Here is an 18,491-nt window from a genome sequence, read left to right on the forward strand (position 1 = left end):
GTCGGCCGCCAGGCACCGCCGCTGAATGGAGTGACAGCTCATGTCCGCACCAGCGCCGTCCCCGCTGGCCATCGCCGAAGTCGACCCCGCCCGCACCCCGGAACGCCAGGGCGAGGTCCTCACCGACGCCGCGCTCGCCTTCGTCGCCGAGCTGCACCGGCGGTTCACCCCCCGCCGTGACGAGCTGCTCGCCCGCCGCGCCGAGCGCCGTGCCGAGATCGCCCGCACCAGCACGCTGGACTTCCTCCCCGAGACCGCGCACATCCGCGCGGACGACAGCTGGCGGGTGGCCGCGGCGCCCGCCGCGCTCGACGACCGCCGGGTGGAGATCACCGGCCCCACCGACCGCAAGATGACCATCAACGCCCTCAACTCCGGCGCCAGGGTCTGGCTCGCCGACTTCGAGGACGCCTCGGCTCCCACCTGGGAGAACGTCGTGGGCGGCCAGCTCAACCTGATCGACGCCTACGAGCGCCGGATCGACTTCACCGACCCGGGGTCCGGCAAGTCCTACGCCCTCAAGCCGGCCGAGGAGCTCGCCACCGTCGTGATGCGGCCGCGCGGCTGGCACCTGGAGGAGCGCCACCTCCAGTTCGAGGGCCGCCCGGTGCCCGGCTCCCTGGTCGACTTCGGCCTCTACTTCTTCCACAACGCCCAGCGGCTGCTGGACCTCGGCAAGGGCCCGTACTTCTACCTGCCCAAGACCGAGTCCCACCTCGAAGCCCGCCTGTGGAACGAGATCTTCGTCTTCGCCCAGGACTACCTCGGCATCCCGCAGGGCACCATCCGCGCCACGGTCCTCATCGAGACCATCACCGCCGCGTACGAGATGGAGGAGATCCTCTACGAGCTGCGCGACCACGCCTCGGGCCTGAACGCCGGCCGCTGGGACTACCTCTTCTCCATCGTCAAGAACTTCCGTGACGGCGGCGCCAAGTTCGTCCTCCCGGACCGCAACGCGGTGACGATGACCGCCCCGTTCATGCGCGCCTACACCGAACTCCTGGTCCGCACCTGCCACAAGCGCGGCGCACACGCCATCGGCGGCATGGCGGCCTTCATCCCCAACCGCCGCGACCCCGAGGCCAACGAGAAGGCCCTGGCCAAGGTCAAGAACGACAAGGACCGGGAGGCCGGCGACGGCTTCGACGGCTCCTGGGTCGCCCACCCCGACCTGGTCCCGGTCGCCCGCGCCTGCTTCGACGCGGTCCTCGGCGAGAAGCCCCACCAGAAGGACCGCCTCCGCGAGGACGTGCACGTCAAGGCCGCCGACCTCATCGCCATCGACTCGCTGGACGCCAAGCCCACCTACCAGGGCCTGGTCGACGCCGTGCAGGTCGGCACCCGCTACATCGAGGCATGGCTGCGCGGCCTCGGCGCCGTCGCCATCTTCGGCCTGATGGAGGACGCCGCCACCGCCGAGATCTCCCGCTCCCAGATCTGGCAGTGGGTCGACGCCGGCGTGGTCTTCCAGGACGGCGAGCACGCCGGTACGAAGGCCACCGCCGACCTCGTCCGCCGGGTCGCCGCCGACGAACTCGCCGCCATCCGCGCCGAGGTGGGCGAGGACGCCTTCGCCGCCGGCAAGTGGCAGCAGGCCCACGACCTGCTCCTGAAGGTCTCCCTGGACGCCGACTACGCCGACTTCCTGACCCTGCCGGCCTACGAGCTGCTGGGCTGAGCCAGGCGCCGAAGAGGCCGGAGGGCCCGAGGGCCGGAGGGCCGGTAGGCACCAGGTGCGTACCGGCCCTCCCGCACGCCCCGGGTACCATCGCCGGCATGCCCCCGATACCCCCGCCGGAACCCGCTCCGAACTGCGGAAACGGCGTACGGGAGACAACCGGCGGCACTAGGATGGACCCTGCGCCAGCGGGCAGCGGGCAGCGGGCAGCGGGCAGCGGGCAGCGGGCAGCGGGTCCGGTGGCCGTAAGGCGGTGCTCTTCGCGGCGCGTTCCGCGGTCGCGCTGCACCGGCTCCTGGACGTCCTGCCCGTCTTCGCCGGTGACGACCGCATCGAGCGCCGTTTCACGCTCGTCCCCGGCTCCGAGTTCGGCCTCGAAGCCCTGGCCGCCCTCGACGCCATCGGGGCCCGTTGTGTCCCCTGGGACGAGGCCCTCCGCACTCCGTACGACCTGACGCTCGCCGCGAGTCCGAAGGGCGAGCTCGACCGGCTCCGGGGCCCGCTCGTCCTGCTGCCGCACGGAGCGGGCTTCGGCAAGGCGCTCTCCGAGGAGGGCACGGCGGACTCCGCCTCCGGCCTGGACGCCGCCTATCTGGTGCGCGGGGGCGCCCCACTGGCCGCGCTGCACGCCCTCGCCCACCCCGGCCAGGTCGCCGAGCTGGCCGCACGGTGTCCCGCGGCGGCCGAACGCGCCACGGTGGTCGGCGATCCGACCCTCGACCGGCTGCTCGCCTCACAGGGCCTGCGCGACCGATACCGCACCGCGCTGGGCACCGGGGGCCGCCGGCTGGTCGCCCTCACCTCGACCTGGGGACCGGAGTCGCTGCTCGCCCGGCACCCGCGCCTGCCGATCCGCCTCTGCACGGAACTCCCCGCGGACTCCTACCAGTTGGCGCTCATCATGCACCCGAACGACTACAGCCGCAGCGGGGTCCACGATCTCGCCGAGCGCCTCGCCCCGGCCCGCGACGCCGGACTCCTGACGCCCCGGCCGTACGAGGAGTGGGCGGCGGTGCTGGTGGCCGCGGACGCGGTGCTCACCGACCACGGCTCGACGGGCCTGTACGCCGCCGCCCTGGACCGCCCGCTGCTGGCCGTCTGCGACGGCGGGGACGAGCTGATACCCGGCAGTCCGATGGCCCGACTCCTCGCTGCCGTACCGGCGTCGAGCTTCACCTCGGAGGGGTGGGAGGAATGGGAGGGGGCGGAGGGGTCGGAGGGCGCCGGCCGGGTCGCCGAGGACATCGCCCGTGTCGTGGCGGAACATCGGCCGGGGGCCGTGCGCGCCCTGGCCGAGCCCGCCTTCGCCGAACAGGGGCGCGCCCTGGCGTTGCTGCGCACGGAGCTGTACGCACGCCTCGGGCTGACGCCACCGGGGCCTCCGGCCGAGCCCCGGCTGCTGCCGGTACCCCGCGTTCCGGCGCACACGCCGGCCGTCCACGCGGTGTCCGCCGCCGTCGACGGCGACCGCGTACGCGTCGAGCGCCGTCCGCCGCACTACGACGGACCGGCCGCGCACCTCGCGGCCGAGGAGGACGCGGCGAGCGTGCGGCACGCGCAGAGCGCGGCGGTCCTCTTCCGCCGCGCCCGCAGCGCTCAGACCGACGCCCCGGGGGCCGTGGAGGGCTGGACGGTGGAGGGCTGGATCGCCTGGGCACTCGACCGCTACCCGGGCCGCCGTACCGCCGCCGTTCTGCTCTCCGCCTCGCACTGTGTGCTGCGCCGACGCGGCGGGCCCCTGCTCTCGGCTCGCATCGGCACGGGCACGGAGGCCGGCCGGGTGTTCCGGCCCGATCCGGCGGCGGTGGTGTCGGCGGTGCACTGCTGGCTCGCCGCAACCGGCCCGCCGTCCCTGCCGGCGACCCTCGACTGCCTTATCGGCGAACGGAGTTATCCGGTCCGCGTCGCCCCGGCCACGGATGACGAGGCGACGCACACGTTCTGAGCGTGGCGGCAGGCCCTATGGCACTTCTGACGGGTCGGGGCCGGACGGGCTGTCGGCGGCCCGGGAGCGGAGGGTGCGGGCCGCGGCCAGGCACCGCTCGGCGGCTTCCTCGTCCCCCTCCCCTCCGTACAGTCCGGCGAGCGCCTCCAGCACCCGTACCTGCTCGGAGGGGGACCGGCGCTCCCGTGCCGCGTCGAGGGCGGCCTCGTACAGCTGCCGGGCCTCCGCGGTCCGGCCGAGCCGCAGCAGCACCCGGCCCAGTGCGAATCCGGTGCGCGCGGTCATGCGCTCGCGCCGCAGCTCCCGCGCCATCGCATGGGCGCGCCGCAACTCCTCGACGGAACGGTCGAGTTCGTCCAGGCCCGCGCTGGCCTGTCCGAGCAGATAGGTCAGCAGCATCTCGCCGTAGGGGTTCGCGATCTGCTGGTGCAGGCTCAGGGAGCGGTGATAGTCCGGGACGGCGGCGGACCAGTTGCCCTGTTCGGCCTGGAGCCGGCCGCGGAATTCGAGGGCGGAGGCGAACAGCTTGCGGTGGCGGTCATCGCTGTCGACGAGCAGGGCGGCCGCGCTCACCGCGGCGTCCAACTCCCGCCCGGCCTCGGTGAACCGCTCGCTCTCCCACAGCGGCCGGGCGAGCTGGCAGCGCATCCGGACCGCGGCCGGCAGGTCTTCGGCGCGCAGCGCGGCGTCCCGGCCGATGGTGAAGGAGTCGATGTCGTCGGCGCTGCCCGGGTGGTCGAGCCGATGCGTCCACAGGGGTTCGCACAGCGCCCAGGACTCGGCGTCGAGCCCGGCCTCGTAGGCGACGCGGACACAGGAGTGCAGCACCCGCCGCTCGCTGTGCAGCCAGTGCAGGGCCGCCGGCTTGCCGCGGAAGTCGACGTCCGGGGCGTCGGGCAGTGCCGCGACGCGAGCGGCGAGGGTCATCCGCTTCCCGGCCCAGAGTGCGTCGGCGCGCTGTGCCTGGCGCAGATGCCAGCGGATGTTCCGCCGTCGCCCGCCGTCCGCCTCCCCGTCCGCCGCGTCGGTCGCCGCGCGGCGCAGGGCATGGGCGCGCACCAGGGCGTGCATCCGCAGCCGGACGGCCCGGTCGTCGTCGAGGTCCGGGACGATGTCCAGCAGTCCGGCGTCCTCCAGCTCCTCCAGTGCCTCCTCGGCGGTGTCCTCCCCCGCGCCCAGGAGGGCGACCGCGGCCTGCGGGCTGATGCCCGGCCCGGGTTCGGCGGCGAGCAGGCGGTAGAGCGTACGGGCCGGGGCGCCGAGGTCGTGGTAGGTCGCGTTCCACACCGGCTCCGTCTCCGGCACGCCGTTCTGCTGCAGTTCGATGGTGAGGCCGGCGAGCAGCCGCGCCCAGCCGCGCCGCCGGTGCCTGCGGACCCACCGGCCCGCGACGCGCAGGGCGGCGGGCAGACCGGCGCACAGGCGGGCGAGTTCGGCGACGGCTTCCGGGTCGGCGGCCGGTGCCGGATCGCCGGCGATGCGGAGCAGGAGCCGCACCGCGTGCTCTTCGGTGAGCGGACGCAGGGGCAGCTCGACCGCCACGCCGGGATCGAGGTCGGCGGGCGTGCGCCGGCCGACGAGTACGACCGCGCTGCCGGCCGACGCGGGCATCAGCAGCTCGGCCTCCCCCTCGAAGCGCCGCACGTTGTCGAGGACGACGACGAGCCGTCGGTGCCGGGTTTCGTCCAGATACTGCCGGCGGCGCTCGGCGAGCGAGCGCCCGACCTCGTCCCCGGAACCGTCCAGCGCCCGCAGCATCTGGCGCAGTACGTCGGCGACGTCCGCGGTCCCGTCGCGCCGCCCCTCGTCGAGGTCCGCGTACAGCACGCCGTCGGGGCACCTCTCCAGCAGCCGTCGGGCGATCCGGAAGCCGAGGGCCGTCTTCCCCACGCCGGCCAGTCCGCTGACGCTGACGATCAGCGGACGCGCCGGGTCCGAGCCCTCCGCGCACCAGTCCTCGGTGGCGCGGTGGACGCGCGCCTGTTCGCCCTCGCGGTTCTCGAAGTGCTGGATCTCCGCCGGTAACTGACAGGGCAGCCGGCTCTGCGCACCCGACGGCGGCCCGTGCAGATGCACCGTCCCGATCTGCCCGGCCTGCACCAGGCTCGTCACCTGAGCTTCCCCCGCCACGCTGTTCCGCGTCTCCTCGGCCATGGGTCAACTCTATGCGCGGGCACCGACAGTGGGCGGTGGCCGGTGGCCACGAGGGCGGGAGGGGCCGACCCGCCCGGCCCCGTCATGTCACCACCGCCCCCAGGGCCACGAAGGCGCAGATCAGGACGAAGAGGAGGGCGAGGAGGGGGGCGACGAAGCGGAGGTAGGTGTTGTAGCCGACCTTGGCGAGGGCGACGCCGCCCATGATGACGGCGGTGGTGGGGACCCAGAGGTTCATCAGCCCGCTGGCGGCCTGCCAGGCGGTGACGACGACGGGGCGGGTGACGCCGGCGAAGTCGGCGAGCGGGGCGAGGATCGGCATGGCGAGGGTGGCGTGGCCGGAGGTGGAGGGGATGAGGAAGGCCAGGGGGAGGTTCACGATGAAGACGATGACGCCGAAGAGCGCCGCGGGGGTGCCCGAGACCACGCCCTCGATGGAGTGCAGCACGGTGTCGGTGACCTTGGCGTTGTTCATGATGACGGTGACGCCGCGGGCGAGCACGATGACCAGCGCGGGCGCGATGAAGTCGGCGGCGCCCTGGACGAAGGTCGCGCTGAGCCGCTGCTCCCCCATCCGGGCCAGCAGCCCCACCAGCACCGCGCCGACGAGGAACATCGCCGCCAACTGCGGGAAGGACCAGTCGAGTTCCCAGGCGTAGGGGGGTGCGTCGGCGCGGCCGGTGACGGCGCCGGACCACGGGATCACCGAGAAGATCATGAAGGTGAAGAGGAGGGCGACGGCGACCAGGACCGTTTTGTGGAGGGCGGTGAGCGGCGGCGGTTCGGCGACGTCGGGGGCGGTCTGGGCGTGCTCGCGGTCGCCGGGGAGGAAGCCGCAGAGCGAGCGGTCGGGGTCGGCGCGGACGCGGCGGGCGTAGCGGATGACGTAGGCGATGGTGACGGCGGTGAGCACCAGCCACATCGCGACCCGGAGCGTGATGCCGTCGCCGAGCGAGACCTCGGCGGCCGAGGAGGCGACGCCGGTGGCGAACGGGTTGACGGTGGAGCACAGCACGCCGATGCCGGCACCGAGGATGATCACGCCGGTGGCCACCAGGCGGTCGAAGCCGAGCGCGAGCATCAGGGGGACGATCAGCCCGTAGAAGCCCAGGGTCTCCTCGGCGAAGCCCTCGACGGTGCCGAGGAGGGAGAAGACGGCCATGACGCCGGCGATGAGGAGGGCGCCGCGGTCGCGGAGCCGGTGGGCGAGGCGGCCGATGCCACGGTCCAGGGCGCCGGTGGCGAAGACGACGGTGATGAACGCGCCGATGGCCAGGACGAAGAGGAAGACGCCGGCGCTCCCGTACAGTTCGCCGGTCAGGTCCGGGCCCACCAGGCCGGTGTGGGCGTCCTTGACGCCGTAGAGGCCGTTGACCGGGGAGAGGAAGAGGTCGCCGAGCCGTTCGGGGAAGGTGCGGCCGGACGGGGTGAGGTGGTAGGAGCCCTGGACGGGGCGGCCGGCGGCGTTGCGGACGTACGTGCCGGAGGGCAGCACGAACGCCAGCGCCCAGATGGCGACCGTGACGAGGACGAGGACGGTGAGGGCGCTGGGGAAGGTGAAGCGGCGCCGCTCCTTCCTCTCGGATTCCGGCACGTGGGTTTTGTGGGGCACCGAGGGCCCTCTCTCTTCTCTGTGGCGCCCGGCTGCGCGGACGCACACGTTGACTACCTGTCACTTTTCCGCAGAGCGCAGCATATCGATCATCCTGCCGCCGTCCGGTTGCTCGGCGGGCCCGCGACGGAATCGCACTACTATGGGCGTAGTAACGGAGTTGTAAGGGCGGGTGGAGCGTTGGCGCGGCGGCGGGAGCAGGTGCTGGACGCGGCGGTCGAGGTACTGGGGGCGGAGGGGGCGCGGCGGCTGACGTATCAGGCCGTGGACCGGGCCGCCGGGGTGCCGACGGGGACCACGTCCAACCACTTCCGCAACCGGGCCGCGCTCATCGGCGGCATCGCCGAGCATCTGACGGCGCTGGAGCGGCGGGAGTGGGAGGCACTGGCGGCGCGACCGTCGCCGGTCGGGCCGGGTGAACTGGCCGCGACACTGGCTGCGTTCGCCCGGCACGCCACGGGCCCGGGGCGGTCGCGTACGGCCGCGCGGTGGGCGCTGCTGCTGGAGTCCGCGGCGCGCCCCGAGGTACGTGCGCCGCTCGGGCGGGGGCGGCAGGCGGTGCTGGAGCGGAGCACGGAGTGGGTGCGCCAGCTGGGCTCCGGGGCGCCGGAGCGGCACGGGCGAATCCTGGTGGACCACCTCGAAGGGGTGGTGATGCGCCAACTCGCCTTCCCCGACGGGCCGTTCGACCCGGCGGAGGAGATGCGGGCGCTGGTGGGCGGACTGCTGGCCGTCCCCGCGACCGCGGTCGCCGTCACCGCCGCACCGGACGGCCGGGCGGCGGCCCCGTCCCGCACCGCACCCCACCCCGCATCCCGCACCGCGCGCGCCGGCGTCGGGCTGGACGACCCGGCGAAGAGGGAGATCGCCATGCAGTTGGTGTCCAGCGCGGAGAACTCCTCGCTGGACTGGAAGGCCCAGTACAAGTACATCGAGGACATCGGCGACGGCCGCGGCTACACCGGCGGCATCATCGGCTTCACCTCCGGCACGCACGACATGCTGGAGCTCGTCGAGCTGTACACGCAGCGGAAGCCGGACAACGTCCTGGCCAAGTACCTCCCGGCGCTGCGCAAGGTGGACGGCAGCGACTCGCACGACGGCCTGGACCCGGACTACCCGGAGGACTGGCGGACGGCCGCGCAGGACCCGGACTTCCGGAAGGCGCAGGACGACGAGCGGGACCGGGTGTACTTCGACCCGGCGGTGGAGCAGGGGAAGGCCGACGGGGTCGGCGTACTGGGGCAGTTCGCGTACTACGACGCGCTCGTGATGCACGGCAGCGGGGACGACCCGGCGAGCTTCCCCAACATCCGCAGGCGGGCGCTGGCCGAGGCGAAGCCGCCGGCCCAGGGAGGCGACGAGAAGACGTATCTGAACGCCTTCCTGGATGCCCGGGTGTGGGCGATGAAGCAGGAGAAGGCGCACAGCGACACCAGCCGGGTGGACACCGAGCAGCGGGTGTTCCTCGGGAACGGCAACCTGGATCTGCACACGCCGCTGGACTGGAAGGTGTACGGGGAGAGCTACCACATCGGCTGAGACCCCGGTCCCGGTCCCGGTCCTGGTCCTGGTCCCATCCCCGGCCGGTCATGGTCCCGGCAGCCCAACGGCCCGTAGAGAGACGGCGGTTGCCGGGTCCGTACGGGCCGTTGTCGGTGTGGCGGGACTTCAGTGGGTGGGACTTCAGTGGGCGGGACTTTAGTGGACGGGACCTCAGTGGGTGGGCGAGCCGGCGGTCTCGCCGTCGTCCATGCGGCCGCGGTCGGGCTGCTGGGGGATCTCGGGGACGGCCGACGCGTCGTGCGGATCGGCGGCGTGCGCGTCCGCCGCGGCGGCTGCCGTCCTCCCGCCGAAGTGGTTGAAGGCCAGGTTGAGGACGATGGCGACCAGGCAGCCGGTGCTGATGCCGGAGTCCAGGACGACCAGGAGGTCCTTGGGGAAGTTGTGGTAGAACTCCGGCGCCGCGATCGGGATCAGGCCGATGCCCAGGGCCGCGGCCACGATCAGCGCGTTCTCCCCCTTCTCCATGGCGGCGCCGGCCAGTGTCTGGATGCCGCTGGCGGCGACCGAGCCGAAGAGGACGATGCCGGCGCCGCCGAGGACCGGCAGCGGCACCAGGGAGATGATCGAGGCGGCGACCGGGCTGAGGCCGAGTACGAGCAGGATCGCCCCGCTGGTGGCCACCACGAAGCGGCTGCGGACCTTGGTCATCGCGACCAGTCCGATGTTCTGGGCGAAGGCGCTGTTGGCGAAGCCGTTGAAGAGCGGGCTGAGCGCGGTGCCGAGGGTGTCGGCGCGCAGTCCGCCCTCGATGGTGCGTGCGTCCGCCGGGCGGCCCACGATCTTGCCGAGGGCGAGCATGTCGGCGGTGGACTCGGTCATGCAGACCAGCATCACGATGCACATCGAGACGATGGCGGCGAGGTCGAACTGCGGGGCGCCGAAGTGGAACGGCGTCGGGAAGCCGATCAGGTGCGCCCTGGTCAGCGCCGAGAAGTCGGTGAGACCGGCCGGGACGGCGAGCAGTGTGCCGGCGACCAGGCCGAGCAGGATGGCGATCTGCTGGAGGAAGCCGCGCAGCACCCGGCGCAGCACCAGCACGATCACGAAGGTGACCGCGGCCATCGCGATGTTCTTCAACGCGCCGTAGTCGGCGGCCTGTTCGTTGCCGCCCTGGGACCAGCGGAAGGCGACCGGGAGCAGCGAGACACCGATCAGGGTGATGACGGTGCCGGTGACCACCGGCGGGAAGAAGCGGACGAGTCGGGAGAAGTAGGGGGCCAGGAGGAGGCCCAGTACGCCGGCGACGACGACCGCGCCGAAGATGACCGGCAGCGCGTCGTGCGGACGGTGCTCCTTGGCGATGGCGACCATGGGGGTGACACCGGCGAAGGAGACGCCGTTGACGAAGGGGAGCTTGGCGCCGACCTTCCAGAAGCCGAGGGTCTGGAGCAGGGTGGCGATGCCCGCGGTGAAGAGGCTGGCGCCCATCAGGAACGCGGTCTCGGTGGGGCTGAGCCCGCAGGCGGGCCCGACGATCATCGGCGGGGCCACCACACCCGCGTACATGGCGGCCACGTGCTGGAGGCCGCTGGTGAACATCTTGAAGGGCGGGAGGGTCTCGTCGACCGGATGCCTCCGGTCCTCCTCCGGCTGCTGCCCGGTAGTTGCGGCCACTGCGGGCCTCCTGTCGATTTCTGCTCCGCCGGGGGGAGTTGGCGGGCGAGGCTGTCACGGAGGGCGTGCGAGGTGGTGCGGGTGGGCCGGACGTCGCGCTGGTGAGCGTGCGCAGGGCCGCGCTTGTGGCGCGTGGACGGGGTGTGGGGGCGACCGGCCCGGGGGTGCGGAGCGTTCCGCACCCCCGGGGACCGGCGCTTGCGGACCCCGCTCGGGTCCGCAAGCTCGGCCGGGAGCCGTCCCTCCCGGCCGAGTCTCGGGGTGTGCCGCGTCCGGGGGGATCAGCCCTCGGCCGCGATACGGGCCAGACGCTGCGCCTCGGCCCGCGTGGAGCGGGCGATGGCGTCCTCGTCGATGTTGGTGAGGTGGTTGTCCTCGACCACCGGCTTGCCGTCGACCAGCGACAGCGTGACCGGGGCGGCCGGCCCGAAGACGAGGGCGGTGACCGGGTCGGCGATCGAGGAGTGGCCCAGTCCGTCCAGCTTCCACAGGACCAGGTCGGCGAGCTTGCCCGGCTCCAGGGAGCCGATCTCGCCGGTCCGGCCGAGGACCTGGGCGCCGCCGTAGGTGCCCAGGCGCAGTGCCTGGCGGGCGTTGAGGGCGGCCTCGCGGTGCACCGGGTTCAGGCGGTTGATGAGGAGCGCGTTGCGCAGCTCGGTGTGGAGTTCGCCGGACTCGTTGGAGGCGGTGCCGTCGACGCCGAGGCCGACCGGGACGCCGGCGGCGAGCATGTCCGGGACGCGGGCGATGCCGGCGGCCAGGCGGGCGTTGGACGACGGGCAGTGCGCCACGCCGGTCTTCGTGCGGGCGAAGGCGGCGATGTCGGAGTCGTTCATGTGGACGCAGTGCGCCATCCACACGTCCTCGCCGAGCCAGCCGGTGGACTCGAAGTAGTCGGTCGGGCCCATGCCGAACAGCTCGTGGCAGAACTTCTCCTCCTCCACGGTCTCCGAGCCGTGGGTGTGCATCCGGACTCCCTTGCGGCGGGCCAGCGCGGCGCCCTCGCGGAGGAGTTCGGTGGAGATGGAGAACGGCGAGCAGGGGGCCGCGGCGATGTGCACCATCGATCCGAAGGAGGAGTCGTGGTGCTTGTCGATGGCCTCCTCGGTGCCGAGCAGGGCGCCCTCGGTGGTCTCGACGGCGAAGTCCGGGGGCAGGCCGCCGTCCTTCTCGCTGCGGTCCATCGAGCCGCGGGCGAGGGTGATCCGGGCGCCGATGTCGGCGACCGCGGCCAGTTCGGCGCCGACGAGGTCTCCGGCGCCCCGGGGGAAGACGTAGTGGTGGTCGGAGGCGGTGGTGACGCCGCCCTTGACCATCATGCCGAGCGAGCCGTGGGTGGCCGCGGTGAGCATCGCCGCGTCGATCCGGGCCCAGGTCGGGTAGAGCGCGACCAGCCAGTTGAAGAGGTTGTGGTCGGTGGCCAGACCGCGGGTGATCCACTGGTAGAAGTGGTGGTGGGTGTTGATCAGGCCGGGGGTGACGAGGTGGCCGGTGCCGTCGATGCGCCGGACGACGTTCGCCAGCCCCTCGGGGGCCTTGCCGGCGCCGACGGACTCGATGACGTTGTCGGCGACGACGACATGACCGCCGGCGTACTCGGTGTCGTCGGCGTCGACGGTCGCGATGGCGCAGTTCTCGATGACGATGCGCTGCTTCACCGCACTGTCAGGGGATGCCGGTGCTGCCATGGTGCTTTCCTCGTTCTTTCGTGGCGGTTTGGGCACGGCATGGCCCTACGGGATTTGAGTGCCGGAGCCGGGCGAGGCGGCTGACAGTACCGCTGCCCGCGGAGTGCCCCGGGTGCCGAGATGGTGGAAGAACAGGTTGAGCGAGACCGCGACCAGGGCTCCGGCGCTGATCCCGGAGCCGAGCACGGTCTGTGCCCAGGCGGGGAACCCGGCGTAGAAGGTCGGCGCGGCGAGCGGGATGATTCCCGCGCCGAGCGACACGGCCACCAGGATGATGTTGGAGCTGTCATCGAGTCCGGCTTCGGAGAGCGTGCGGATACCACTGACCGCGATCGATCCGAACAGGACGATACCGGCGCCGCCGAGGACCGGCATCGGCACCAGGGAGACCACGGCGCCCAGGACGGGGAAGGCGCCGAGGACCAGCAGCACCGCGCCGGCCAGCGCGACGACGTAGCGGCTGCGGACCCGGGTCAGCGAGACGACGCCGACGTTCTGCGCGAAGGCGCTGGTCGGGAAGGAGCCGAAGACCGGGCCGAGGAGGGTGGCGATGCCGTCGGTGCGCAGCCCGCGGGTGAGGGTGGTGCTGGTGGTCTTGCGGTCGCAGATCTCACCGAGGGCGAGCATCCCGGCCGACGACTCCGTCATCAGCACCAGCATCACGATGCACAGCGAGAGGATCGCGGCGGGCTGGAACTCCGGGGGCCCGAAGGCGAAGGGGGTGGGCAGCGCGGCGACCGGGGCCGAGCGCAGTCCGTCGAAGCCGGCCATGCCGAACGGGATCGCGGCGAGGGTGCCGGCGACCAGGCCGATCAGCAGCGCGATCTGCTTGACGAATCCCTTGGTGAAGCGCTGGACGAGCAGCACCACGAGGAGGGTGAAGCCGGCCAGTGCGAGGTTCTTCATGGAGCCGAAGTCGGCGGCGGTCTTGTCGCCGCCCTGTGCCCAGCCGACGGGTACGGGCATCAGCGTGACCCCGATGAGGGTGATCACGACGCCGGTGACCAGCGGCGGGAAGAACCGCAGGAGCTTGCCGAAGAACGGTCCGACCGCCAGGCAGAACACCCCGGCGCACATCACCGCCCCGTAGATGGCGGGGAGTTGGTGGCCCTTGGCGGTGGTCTCGGCGATGGCGAGCATCGGTGTAATGCCGGCGGAGCTGGCGGCGTTGACGAACGGGAGGCGGTTGCCGGCGAAGGAGCGGACGCCGAGCGTCTGCAGCAGGGTCGCGAGGCCGGCGATCAGCAGGCTGGCGGCGATGAGCCGGGTCCGGCCCGCGGTGTCCAGGCCGACGGCCTGGCCGACGATGAGCGGAGGGGTGACGACACCGGCGTACATCGCCGCGATGTGCTGGAGTGCGGCGGGGACGAGGCGCCGCACGGCCGGCTTCTCGTCCACCGGGTGGACCGCCGGTGGGGCTGGGTGGTGCGGGGCTTGCTCTTGCTGTGCCATGGGTCGATCCCCTCGGGTATCACGTCCCCTCCCTGCTGCGGGGTGGGGAGGGGACGCGAGGCACGGCGTTGCGTCGATCCGCTAGAGGTTGGTCAGATCCATCGGGATCCGGGCTTCGACGCCGTCGCGCAGAACAGTGGCTTCGATCAGGCCGTACGGGCGGTCCGCCGCGTAGTAGACAGCTCCGTCGGCGGTGTCGTTCTTGAGCCCGAAGGGCTCCAGGTCCACGAGGAAGTGGTGCTTGTTCGGGAGCGAGAACCGGATCTCGTCCACCTCGGACCTGTTGTTGATGATGCGCGAACCCATCTGGTAGAGGGTCTGCTGGAGCGACAGGCTGTAGGTCTCCGCGAACGCCTGCAGCATGTGCTTCTTGACCTGCTCGTACGAACGCTCCCAGTTGGGCATCCGCTGCTCGTCGGAGGTCCAGTTGAAGCGCCAGCGGCTGGCCACCTGGGTGGCCAGGATGCGGTCGTACGCTTCCTTCAGGGTCGTGTACTTGTCCTTGATGTACCCCCAGAACTCCGAGTTGGTGGAGTTCATCACGATCAGATCCTTCAGACCGGAGATGACCTGCCAGTCCTCACCGTCGTAGGTGATCTCGGTCAGGCGGACCTCCTGGCCCTTGCGGACGAAGGAGTGCTTGACCTCGTCGGCCCCGATGAAGCGGGAGTTGGCGTCCGAGCTCTCGATGCGCTCCCAGGCGTACTCCTCGATCCGGATCCGGGCCCGCTTGATCGGCTCCTGGCTGGTGACGAAGTGCCGGGCCAGGTGGATGCCGAACTGCTCGGCCGACTCGATCCCGTACTCCTTGGCGAAGGCGTACACGGTGTTCTTGGTCGTGTCGGTGGGCAGGCAGTTGGCGTTGGAACCGGAGAGGTGGACCTCGTCCAGGTCGCCGGAGAGCGCGACCGAGACGTTGAGGTCCTTGATGTGGTGCGTGGTGCCGTCGCGGGTGATCTTGACGACGCGGTTTTCCGCCTTGCCGTACTGGTTCTGGCCGAGAATCGTGGGCATGTCGGTGCTAGCTCCCTCGGTATACGGAGTAGCCGAACGGGTTGAGCAGCAGCGGTACGTGGTAGTGCTCGCCCGGCTTGACGGCAAAGGTGATTGCCACCTCCGGGAAGAAGGCTCCGCTGTCCCGTAGCGCGGGGGCGTCCTGCTGTTCCTCGGCTTGCTGGTTGACGCTGTGCTGGTGAGAAACGCCGTGCCGGCTGGAAGAGAAGTACGCCTCGGTGTCGAACTCGATGCGTACGTGGGTGGTGTCCGCCGGCAGTGCCGGCAGGTCCTTGCAGCGCCCGTCGGCGTCGGTCTTACCGGCGCCGTGGGCGGTCCAGGCACCGCCGCTGCCGGAGCGCACCGAGAGCGTGAGGGCGACGCCCTCGGCGGGGCGGCCCACGCTGGTGTCCAGGATGTGCGTGGACACCGACGCCGGTGCAGCCGTCTCGCTGCTCATACTGGGTCTCCTTCTGCGATGCGGTTCAGGCGGATGCGGTTGATCTTGCCGAGCTCCACACGGACGATCTCGCGTTCCTGTTCCGGCGTGTTGTCGATCCGGTTACGGATCGCGTCGCGCATCTGCTCCCCGGTGCGGCCGGAGGCACAGATCAGGAAGACGTGGCCGAACTTCTCCTGGTAGGACAGGTTGAGTTCGAGCATCTCCGCCTTGAGCTCGTCGGAGGCGCCGGCCATGCCGCTCTGTTCGCGGTGCGAGGTGGCGTCGCCCGGCTCGGGCCGCCCTATGGGCGGGTGCCCGGCCATCGCCTCGGCCAGATCGTCCACGGTCAGCTCCGCCATGGCGGCGTCGGCGGCGGCGAACAGGGCGTCGGCGGTGGCGTAGGGGCGCTGGGCGAGGATCTTGCTCCCCCAGGCCCGGCTGGCGCACACCTCGTGCAGAGCGGCCTGAGCCTCGCCGGCGTCGGCGGTGTTGAACCGGGTGAGCCCTTGGGGCGTACTCGAAGACACGGGAAGCCTCCGTGGCCTGGTGCTGGACAGCTCTGACTGGCTGGAAACAGCTAAGACCTCCGGCAACATCACGTCAACACTTTGTTGAAAAGTCGGCAACACAAAAGCCGCCGCCCGGGGTCTCCGAGCGACGGCTTCGGTCATGAGAAGGGGGTTTGCGCCCGCTTCGCCTCAGTCGGCGTCCTTCGCGGCGCTTTCCCTGTTCAGGTAGTTGTACACGGTGAAACGGCTGACACCGAGGGCGCCCGCGACGGTCTCCACCCCGTGCCGGACCGAAAAGGCACCCCGGCTCTCCAGTATCCGCACCACCGACTGCTTGGTCTTCCGGTCCAGCTCGGCGAGCGGCACGCCGTGCCGGCGCTCCAGCTCGGCCAGGATGTGGTCGAGCGACTCCGACAGGTGCGGGAGCCGGACGGCCACCCGGTCCTGCCCCTCCCAGGTCAGCACGACGTCGTCGCCCCGGGCCTGCTCGGGCGCGACCATCCGGCCGCCCATGGCGTCCACCAGCGGCTTGACCGCCCGGACGAAGGGGTGGTCGGCGGGCTCGGTCACGTCGCGTCCTCCTGCCCCGCCGCCGCGCCGCCCTGCGGGTCGTCCGCGATCACATTGACCTGGAGCGAGACGCGGGTCGCACCGGCCTCCAGGGACTGCCGCAGCAGGGCGTCGACCGCGCTCAGCACCCGGTCCGCGTCGCCCTCCGCGGTGTTGCCGAAGGGCCCGACGTCGACGGCGTCCAGCTCGGCACCGGTGACGATCTCCCGCGCCACCACGGCATGGGCCGGCGCTTCGTCCAGATCGAACGGCTCCGTCGTGAACTCAACTCTCAATCGCACGCGGTTCAACCTACGCGCGGTTGGCCCCGCCGACCAGAAATTGCCCAGGACCCCCCTTGACAGCTTCGCCGCACTCCCGGCAGGGTTCCATTAAGCAGAAACTAAGTTCCGCTATCCGGAAGGAGCGCCGGCCTTATGGGTTTCACGGACACGCGCTTCAACGTCAATCTGTCGATCCTGTTCACCGAGCTTCCGTTGCTGGAGCGGCCGGCGGCCGCGCGGGCGGCGGGCTTCACGGCGGTGGAGCTGTGGTGGCCGTGGGTGGACGCCCCGACCCCGCAGCAGGCGGAGCAGGCGGCGTTGCGCGATGCCCTGCGCGATGCCGGCACGCAGCTGACGGGCCTGAACTTCTACGCCGGCCGGCTGCCCGGCCCGGATCGTGGTGCGCTGTCGATTCCGGGCGAGGAGTCGGAGCGGTTCCGCGCCAACGTGCCGGTGGCGATCGACTTCGCCGCCTCGCTGGGGTGCACCACCTTCAATGCCCTCTACGGCAACCGCGTCGGGCACGCCACGCCCGAGGAGCAGGACGCGCTGGCGCTGGAGAATCTCCTCTTCGCGGCGCGGGCGGTGGGTGAGGTGGAGGGGACGTTGCTCATCGAGGCGCTCAACGCGCCGGAGTCGCCGGCGTGCCCGATCGTCTCGGCGCCCCGGGCGATCGAGGTGGTCGACGCGGTCAACGCCGCCAGTGGCCTGGACAACGCCCGGTTCCTGATGGACCTGTACCACCTGTCCATGAACGGCGAGGACCTCGAAGAGGTCATCGACCGCTACACCGCCCAGACCGGCCATGTGCAGATCGCCGACAACCCCGGCCGCGGCGCCCCCGGCACCGGCACCCTCCCCCTGGAACACCTCCTGGACCGGCTGGCCAAGGCCGGCTACGAGGGCTGGGTCGGGCTGGAGTACAAGCCCGGCGACCGGCCCAGCGCCGAGTCCTTCGGCTGGCTGCCGCCCGCCCTGCGCGCCGCCCCCTGACCGCCGTTCCGGCTCGCCCCGACTCGGCCCGCCCGAGGGCCGGTTCGACCGTTGGCCGGCCGCCCCGGCGCCTGCGTCCCCCCTTGTTCTGAGTGTGTGAAAGAGGCTTTCGATGAGCAATCTCCCCAAGATCGCGTGGATCGGGCTGGGCATCATGGGTTCGCCCATGTCCGAGAACCTGATCAAGGCCGGTTACGAGGTGACCGGCTACACCCTGGAGGCCGACAAGCTCCAGCGNCTGGCCGCCGCCGGCGGCACCGCGGCGCCCTCGATCGCCNAGGCGGTGCGGGANGCCGACGTGATCGTCACCATGGTCCCCGCCTCCCCCCAGGTCGAGGCCATCGCCTACGGACCCGACGGGATCNTCGCGAACGCCAAGCGGGGNGCGCTGCTGATCGACATGTCCTCGATCACCCCGCAGACCTCCATCGACCTGGCCCAGAACGCCGCCGAAAAGGGCATCCGGGTCCTGGACGCACCGGTCTCCGGCGGCGAGGCCGGCGCCGTCGAAGCCGTCCTGTCCATCATGGTCGGCGGCCACCAGGACGACTTCGACGCCGCCCAGCCGATCCTCCAGACACTGGGCAAGACCATCGTGCTGTGCGGACCGCACGGCTCCGGCCAGACCGTCAAGGCCGCCAACCAGCTCATCGTCGCCGTCAACATCCAAGCCTGCGCCGAGGCCGTGGTCTTCCTGGAGAAGTCCGGCGTCGACCTGCCCGCCGCCCTCGACGTCCTCAACGGCGGCCTGGCCGGCTCCACCGTCCTGACCCGCAAGAGGGCCAACTTCCTCAACCGCGACTTCAAGCCCGGCTTCCGCATCGACCTGCACCACAAGGACATGGGCATCGCCACCGACGCCGCCCGCACCGTCGGCGCCGCCCTGCCCCTCGGCTCCGTCGTCGCCACCCTCGTCGCCTCCCTGCGCGCCCAGGGCGACGGCGGCCTCGACCACTCCGCCCTCCTCCGCGGCGTCGAACGCCTCTCCGGATACGACCTCAAGGACTGA

Annotated in this window: 15 protein-coding genes and 1 pseudogene; 6 read left to right on the top strand and 10 right to left on the bottom strand. The window is 71.8% G+C overall.

Going from position 1 to position 18,491, the window contains the following annotated elements:
* The first annotated feature begins 40 nt into the window (after positions 1-40).
* Both aceB and B073_RS0108150 read left to right on the top strand, forming a co-directional pair.
* Positions 41-1,681: a malate synthase A gene (gene aceB, locus B073_RS0108145; RefSeq protein WP_018537590.1), complete on the top strand. Its 1,641-nt coding sequence runs from the start codon at positions 41-43 to the stop codon at positions 1,679-1,681.
* A 253-nt stretch (positions 1,682-1,934) separates the two neighbouring features.
* Positions 1,935-3,626 (top strand): hypothetical protein, encoded by a 1,692-nt coding sequence (locus tag B073_RS0108150; RefSeq protein WP_018537591.1) that lies wholly within the window; start codon positions 1,935-1,937, stop codon positions 3,624-3,626.
* A 15-nt stretch (positions 3,627-3,641) separates the two neighbouring features.
* Here B073_RS0108150 and B073_RS39415 read toward each other — a convergent pair whose 3' ends face one another.
* Together B073_RS39415 and B073_RS0108160 are read right to left on the bottom strand one after the other, a co-directional pair.
* A complete protein-coding gene (locus tag B073_RS39415) occupies positions 3,642-5,780 on the bottom strand; it encodes a tetratricopeptide repeat protein (RefSeq protein ID WP_018537592.1) in 2,139 nt (712 codons plus the stop codon).
* A gap of 82 nt (positions 5,781-5,862) precedes the next feature.
* The gene (locus B073_RS0108160) at positions 5,863-7,374 is read right to left on the bottom strand and encodes a YfcC family protein (RefSeq protein WP_018537593.1); all 1,512 of its coding nucleotides are present in this window, start codon (positions 7,372-7,374) and stop codon (positions 5,863-5,865) included.
* Between the two features lie 219 nt (positions 7,375-7,593).
* Between B073_RS0108160 and B073_RS48715 the strand changes: the two are divergent.
* Positions 7,594-7,713: pseudogene (locus B073_RS48715) on the top strand (TetR family transcriptional regulator); the annotation flags it as partial.
* Between the two features lie 99 nt (positions 7,714-7,812).
* Positions 7,813-8,934, top strand: coding sequence for a chitosanase (locus B073_RS47620; protein WP_267881381.1), 1,122 nt, complete (start codon positions 7,813-7,815; stop codon positions 8,932-8,934).
* Positions 8,935-9,108: 174 nt separating this feature from the next.
* Here B073_RS47620 and B073_RS0108170 read toward each other — a convergent pair whose 3' ends face one another.
* The 8 genes from B073_RS0108170 to B073_RS0108205 form a co-directional block, all read right to left on the bottom strand.
* The gene (locus B073_RS0108170) at positions 9,109-10,572 is read right to left on the bottom strand and encodes a nucleobase:cation symporter-2 family protein (protein ID WP_018537595.1); all 1,464 of its coding nucleotides are present in this window, start codon (positions 10,570-10,572) and stop codon (positions 9,109-9,111) included.
* 281 nt (positions 10,573-10,853) lie between these two features.
* Positions 10,854-12,260, bottom strand: a complete 1,407-nt coding sequence (locus tag B073_RS0108175) for an 8-oxoguanine deaminase (protein ID WP_037811186.1) — start codon at positions 12,258-12,260, stop codon at positions 10,854-10,856.
* Between the two features lie 45 nt (positions 12,261-12,305).
* The gene (locus B073_RS0108180) at positions 12,306-13,712 is read right to left on the bottom strand and encodes a nucleobase:cation symporter-2 family protein (RefSeq protein WP_051093946.1); all 1,407 of its coding nucleotides are present in this window, start codon (positions 13,710-13,712) and stop codon (positions 12,306-12,308) included.
* Positions 13,713-13,793: 81 nt separating this feature from the next.
* Positions 13,794-14,726 carry a factor-independent urate hydroxylase gene (pucL, locus tag B073_RS0108185; protein ID WP_018537598.1) on the bottom strand — a complete coding sequence of 311 codons (933 nt, stop codon included), beginning with the start codon at positions 14,724-14,726 and terminating at the stop codon, positions 13,794-13,796.
* A gap of 7 nt (positions 14,727-14,733) precedes the next feature.
* Positions 14,734-15,165 (bottom strand): hydroxyisourate hydrolase, encoded by a 432-nt coding sequence (gene uraH / locus B073_RS0108190; protein WP_018537599.1) that lies wholly within the window; start codon positions 15,163-15,165, stop codon positions 14,734-14,736.
* Entirely contained in the window at positions 15,162-15,674 is a 513-nt protein-coding gene (uraD, locus tag B073_RS0108195) for a 2-oxo-4-hydroxy-4-carboxy-5-ureidoimidazoline decarboxylase (RefSeq protein ID WP_018537600.1), read from the bottom strand. The genes uraH and uraD overlap by 4 nt, the downstream gene beginning before the upstream one ends.
* Positions 15,675-15,845: 171 nt before the next feature.
* A complete protein-coding gene (locus B073_RS0108200; RefSeq protein WP_018537601.1) occupies positions 15,846-16,226 on the bottom strand; it encodes a helix-turn-helix domain-containing protein in 381 nt (126 codons plus the stop codon).
* Positions 16,223-16,507, bottom strand: coding sequence for a hypothetical protein (locus tag B073_RS0108205; protein WP_026247181.1), 285 nt, complete (start codon positions 16,505-16,507; stop codon positions 16,223-16,225). Before B073_RS0108205 ends, B073_RS0108200 begins: the two co-directional genes overlap by 4 nt.
* 135 nt (positions 16,508-16,642) lie before the next feature.
* Between B073_RS0108205 and B073_RS0108210 the strand changes: the two genes are divergently transcribed.
* Positions 16,643-17,482, top strand: coding sequence for a TIM barrel protein (locus B073_RS0108210; RefSeq protein WP_018537603.1), 840 nt, complete (start codon positions 16,643-16,645; stop codon positions 17,480-17,482).
* 112 nt (positions 17,483-17,594) lie between these two features.
* The gene (locus B073_RS0108215) at positions 17,595-18,491 is read left to right on the top strand and encodes a 2-hydroxy-3-oxopropionate reductase (RefSeq protein WP_018537604.1); all 897 of its coding nucleotides are present in this window, start codon (positions 17,595-17,597) and stop codon (positions 18,489-18,491) included.

Source organism: Streptomyces sp. MspMP-M5, assembly GCF_000373585.1.
Classification (GTDB): Bacteria; Actinomycetota; Actinomycetes; order Streptomycetales; family Streptomycetaceae; genus Streptomyces.

Bases quoted from the DNA above. Each gene is read 5' to 3' on its own strand.
- B073_RS0108175 (WP_037811186.1), bottom strand. From the start codon at position 12,260: ATGGCAGCACCGGCATCCCCTGACAGTGCGGTGAAGCAGCGCATCGTC.
- aceB (WP_018537590.1), top strand. From the start codon at position 41: ATGTCCGCACCAGCGCCGTCCCCGCTGGCCATCGCCGAAGTCGACCCC.
- B073_RS39415 (WP_018537592.1), bottom strand. From the start codon at position 5,780: ATGGCCGAGGAGACGCGGAACAGCGTGGCGGGGGAAGCTCAGGTGACG.
- B073_RS0108180 (WP_051093946.1), bottom strand. From the start codon at position 13,712: ATGGCACAGCAAGAGCAAGCCCCGCACCACCCAGCCCCACCGGCGGTC.
- pucL (WP_018537598.1), bottom strand. From the start codon at position 14,726: ATGCCCACGATTCTCGGCCAGAACCAGTACGGCAAGGCGGAAAACCGC.
- uraH (WP_018537599.1), bottom strand. From the start codon at position 15,165: ATGAGCAGCGAGACGGCTGCACCGGCGTCGGTGTCCACGCACATCCTG.
- B073_RS0108210 (WP_018537603.1), top strand. From the start codon at position 16,643: ATGGGTTTCACGGACACGCGCTTCAACGTCAATCTGTCGATCCTGTTC.